The sequence below is a fragment of the uncultured Amnibacterium sp. genome, from assembly GCF_964245895.1.
Taxonomy (GTDB): Bacteria; Actinomycetota; Actinomycetes; order Actinomycetales; family Microbacteriaceae; genus Amnibacterium.
Map to the genome: position 1 here is coordinate 1 of NZ_CAXTOQ010000248.1, position 2,998 is coordinate 2,998.

The 2,998-nt window shown below is 71.4% G+C and carries 4 protein-coding genes and 1 pseudogene; 2 read left to right on the forward strand and 3 right to left on the reverse strand.

The genetic code is table 11. The annotated features are described in order from the left end of the window. A pseudogene (locus tag ACFE60_RS18545) lies at positions 1-649 on the reverse strand (glycine--tRNA ligase); the annotation flags it as partial. Positions 650-837: 188 nt separating this feature from the next. On the opposite strand from ACFE60_RS18545, the gene ACFE60_RS18550 reads away from it, so the two are divergent. Next, positions 838-1,164: a hypothetical protein gene (locus ACFE60_RS18550; protein ID WP_375390325.1), complete on the forward strand. Its 327-nt coding sequence runs from the start codon at positions 838-840 to the stop codon at positions 1,162-1,164. 18 nt (positions 1,165-1,182) lie between these two features. Here the strand turns inward: ACFE60_RS18550 and ACFE60_RS18555 are convergent, their stop codons facing one another. Both ACFE60_RS18555 and ACFE60_RS18560 read right to left on the reverse strand, forming a co-directional pair. Next, the gene (locus ACFE60_RS18555; protein ID WP_375390326.1) at positions 1,183-1,674 is read right to left on the reverse strand and encodes a hypothetical protein; all 492 of its coding nucleotides are present in this window, start codon (positions 1,672-1,674) and stop codon (positions 1,183-1,185) included. Positions 1,675-1,732: 58 nt separating this feature from the next. Next, positions 1,733-2,227, reverse strand: a complete 495-nt coding sequence (locus ACFE60_RS18560) for a beta-class carbonic anhydrase (RefSeq protein ID WP_375390327.1) — start codon at positions 2,225-2,227, stop codon at positions 1,733-1,735. A gap of 95 nt (positions 2,228-2,322) precedes the next feature. Between ACFE60_RS18560 and ACFE60_RS18565 the strand changes: the two genes are divergently transcribed. Further along, the gene (locus ACFE60_RS18565; RefSeq protein ID WP_375390328.1) at positions 2,323-2,799 is read left to right on the forward strand and encodes an adenylate kinase; all 477 of its coding nucleotides are present in this window, start codon (positions 2,323-2,325) and stop codon (positions 2,797-2,799) included. Positions 2,800-2,998 lie beyond the last annotated feature (199 nt).

The following is a 2,998-nucleotide window of genomic DNA, read 5'->3' on the forward strand; positions in this document are numbered from 1 at the left end:
AGAACTCCATCTCCATCTGCTCGAACTCGCGGGTGCGGAAGATGAAGTTGCCCGGCGTGATCTCGTTGCGGAAGCTCTTGCCGATCTGCCCGATGCCGAACGGCGGCTTGAGCCGCGACGACTGCACGACGTTCGCGAAGTTGACGAAGATGCCCTGCGCCGTCTCCGGCCGGAGGTAGTGCATGCCGGCCTCGTCGTCGACCGGGCCGAGGAAGGTCTTCATCAGCCCGGAGAAGGCGCGGGGCTCGGTCCACGCGCCGGGCTGGCCCGTCTCGGGGTCGCGGATGTCCGCGAGGCCGTTCTCCGGCGGGCGCCCGTGCTTCGCCTCGTACGCCTCGATCAGGTGGTCGGCGCGGTAGCGCTTGTGGGTGTGCAGGCTCTCGACCAGCGGGTCGGAGAACACCTCGACGTGGCCGGACGCCTCCCACACCTGCCGCGGCAGGATCACGGACGAGTCGAGGCCGACGACGTCGTCGCGGCCCTGCACCATCGTGCGCCACCACTGGCGCTTGATGTTCTCCTTCAGCTCGACGCCGAGGGGGCCGTAGTCCCAGGCGGACCGGGATCCGCCGTAGATCTCACCCGCCTGGAAGACGAATCCCCGGCGCTTGGCGAGGGCGATGACGCTGTCGAGCGAGGCGGCTGCCACGGGTCTCCCGTCCTGGGCCGCACCGGCTGCGAGGCCCGAAGTGTTCCAGCCGGACAGCCTACCGAGCGGCGGGCGCGCCTCCTCCGACCCCCGTCCGGGTCGAGTGCTACGCCCCGTGTCGGCGGTCCTGGTGCGGGCGGAGGCGCCGACCTACCGTGGCCGCACCACCCCCTTCGAAGGAGCAGTCGATGTCCCACCGCACGCGCACGCAGCAGGCCCTCGAGGCATGCGAGCACGGCGCGATGTGCATCGACGACCGGCCGGGGCACGCGGTGACGCTGATGCACCTGCGCCTCGCGCACCTGGACCAGGACGGCTGGGTCGACGCGGTCGTCGGGGACGTGGAGGGCGACGGCTCGATCGTGCTGCACCGCTGGTCCGGTGGCGCGGCGATCCGCGCGTGGCACCACACCGACCGACGCGACCTGCTCGTGCCCGGCTCCGTGGTGTCCGTGCACGAGCGCTACGGCGTGCTCGCAGCCGGGGCGCACCGGCTGAACGTCGCGGTCGGCTAGCGCCTCAGGCGTCGGCCCTCAGGCGTCGGCCGCCATCGAGGCCAGCAGCGCGCTGCACGCGGCGTCGCACGCCTGGCAGGCGTCGGCGCACATCGCGCACGTGGCGCTCATGTCGGCGTGCATGCGACACTCGGTCATGCAGGCGGCGCACATCGCGATGCAGGCCTCGAGCATCGCGACCATCGCGGTCCGGTCCATGCCGGCGGGCCGCATCATCATGCGCATCGTCGTCATGCAGACGTCAGCGCACATCGCGCAGCGCGACGCGCACGCGCCCATCCCCTCCATGCCGCCCATGGCGTCCGAGCACATGGTGCAGGCCTGCATGCACATCGAGCAGGCGTCGATCGCCTCCTGCATCATCCGCATGTCCATGCCCATGTCGCTCGGCATGGTCATGTCGCGCATCATCGCGGTCGTCGTCTCCATCACGCGCACGTCCCCGTCCCGCGCGGCCGACGAGCCGCCCGGCCGGGCGCCTTCGATCCGGTCGGCCGCGCTGGGTCGCACGCTAGAGATCGACCCTTGGGATCGGCTGCGGCTTCCGGCAGCCGATCCCGAGCAGCGCTCAGGCCGGCTCGACCTCCCGCAGCGCGCCGGTCGCGACGTCGAACACGAAGCCGCGGACGGAGGCGGTCTCGGGCACGAAGGGGCTCGAGACGATGCGGTCGATCGACTTCCGCACGTCGTCGTCGAGGTCCGGGAACGCCTCCGCGGTCCAGCCCGGCTCGATGCCGGTGGCGTCCTTCAGCTGCGCGGCGAACTGCTCGTCGGTGAAGGTGAGCATGCCGCAGTCGGTGTGGTGGATGAGCACGACCTCCTTCGTGCCGAGCAGACGCTGGCTGATGGCGAGCGAGCGGATCTCGTCGTCGGTGACGACGCCGCCCGCGTTGCGGATGACGTGCGCCTCCCCCTCGTGCAGGCCGAGGATGCGGTAGACGTCGAGGCGCGCGTCCATGCACGCGACGACCGCGACGTGCTTGGCGGGAGGCAGGGGCAGCTCGCCGCCGAAGGAGGCGACGTAGGACTTGTTGTTCTCGAGCAGCTCGTCCGTGACGGACATGGGGGTTCCTCCGATTCGGCGCCGGGTGGCGCAGGTCCATCCACGCCGATCGAGCCTGGGATCGCCACGGTGTGACGGGATGTGACGATGGCGGGATGCAGCCGGTGCGTCGGATCGTGGTGGCGGGAGCGTCCGGATCCGGCAAGACGACCCTCGCCGAGCGGATCGCGGCCGTGACGGGTTCGCCGCACGCCGAGATCGACGGTCTCTACTGGCGGGCGGGCTGGACCGCGAGCGAGTCGTTCGAGGACGACGTCCGCGCGCTCGCCGATCGCGACGCCTGGGTGACGGAGTTCCAGTACCGGCAGGTGCTGCCGATGCTCGCCGACCGGGCGCAGCTGCTCGTCTGGCTGCGGCCGTCGCGCCCGGTGGTGCTGTGGCGGGTCGTGCGGCGCACGCTGCGACGGCGCTTCCGCCGGGAGCTGCTGTGGGGCGTCAACGTCGAGCGGCCCCTCTGGACCTTCTTCACCGACCGCGATCCTCCCTACGCACGGCCGCCACACCGCTTCGCGGCGCGTCGGAACCGGCACAGGGGCCCCTCGTCCGGTACTCGATGCGCGGCTTCCGCATGACCGAGCAGCGGGTGCGCGCTGCGGTCGACGCGAATCCGTCCCTCCGCGTGCTCCAGCTCCGCTCGCGCCGGGACGTCGAGCTGCTCCTGGCGGCGCTCGCGATGGATTCCGGGCGGGTTCGGTCATTCCGGGCGTGAATTCACGCCCGGAATGTCCGAAGGCGCCCGGATTCGCGAGCGACGGTCGGCGTCAGGAGGCG

Coding starts and splice junctions, on each gene's coding strand:
- ACFE60_RS18550 (WP_375390325.1), top strand. CDS start 838: ATGTCCCACCGCACGCGCACGCAGCAGGCCCTCGAGGCATGCGAGCAC.
- ACFE60_RS18565 (WP_375390328.1), top strand. CDS start 2,323: ATGCAGCCGGTGCGTCGGATCGTGGTGGCGGGAGCGTCCGGATCCGGC.
- ACFE60_RS18560 (WP_375390327.1), bottom strand. CDS start 2,227: ATGTCCGTCACGGACGAGCTGCTCGAGAACAACAAGTCCTACGTCGCC.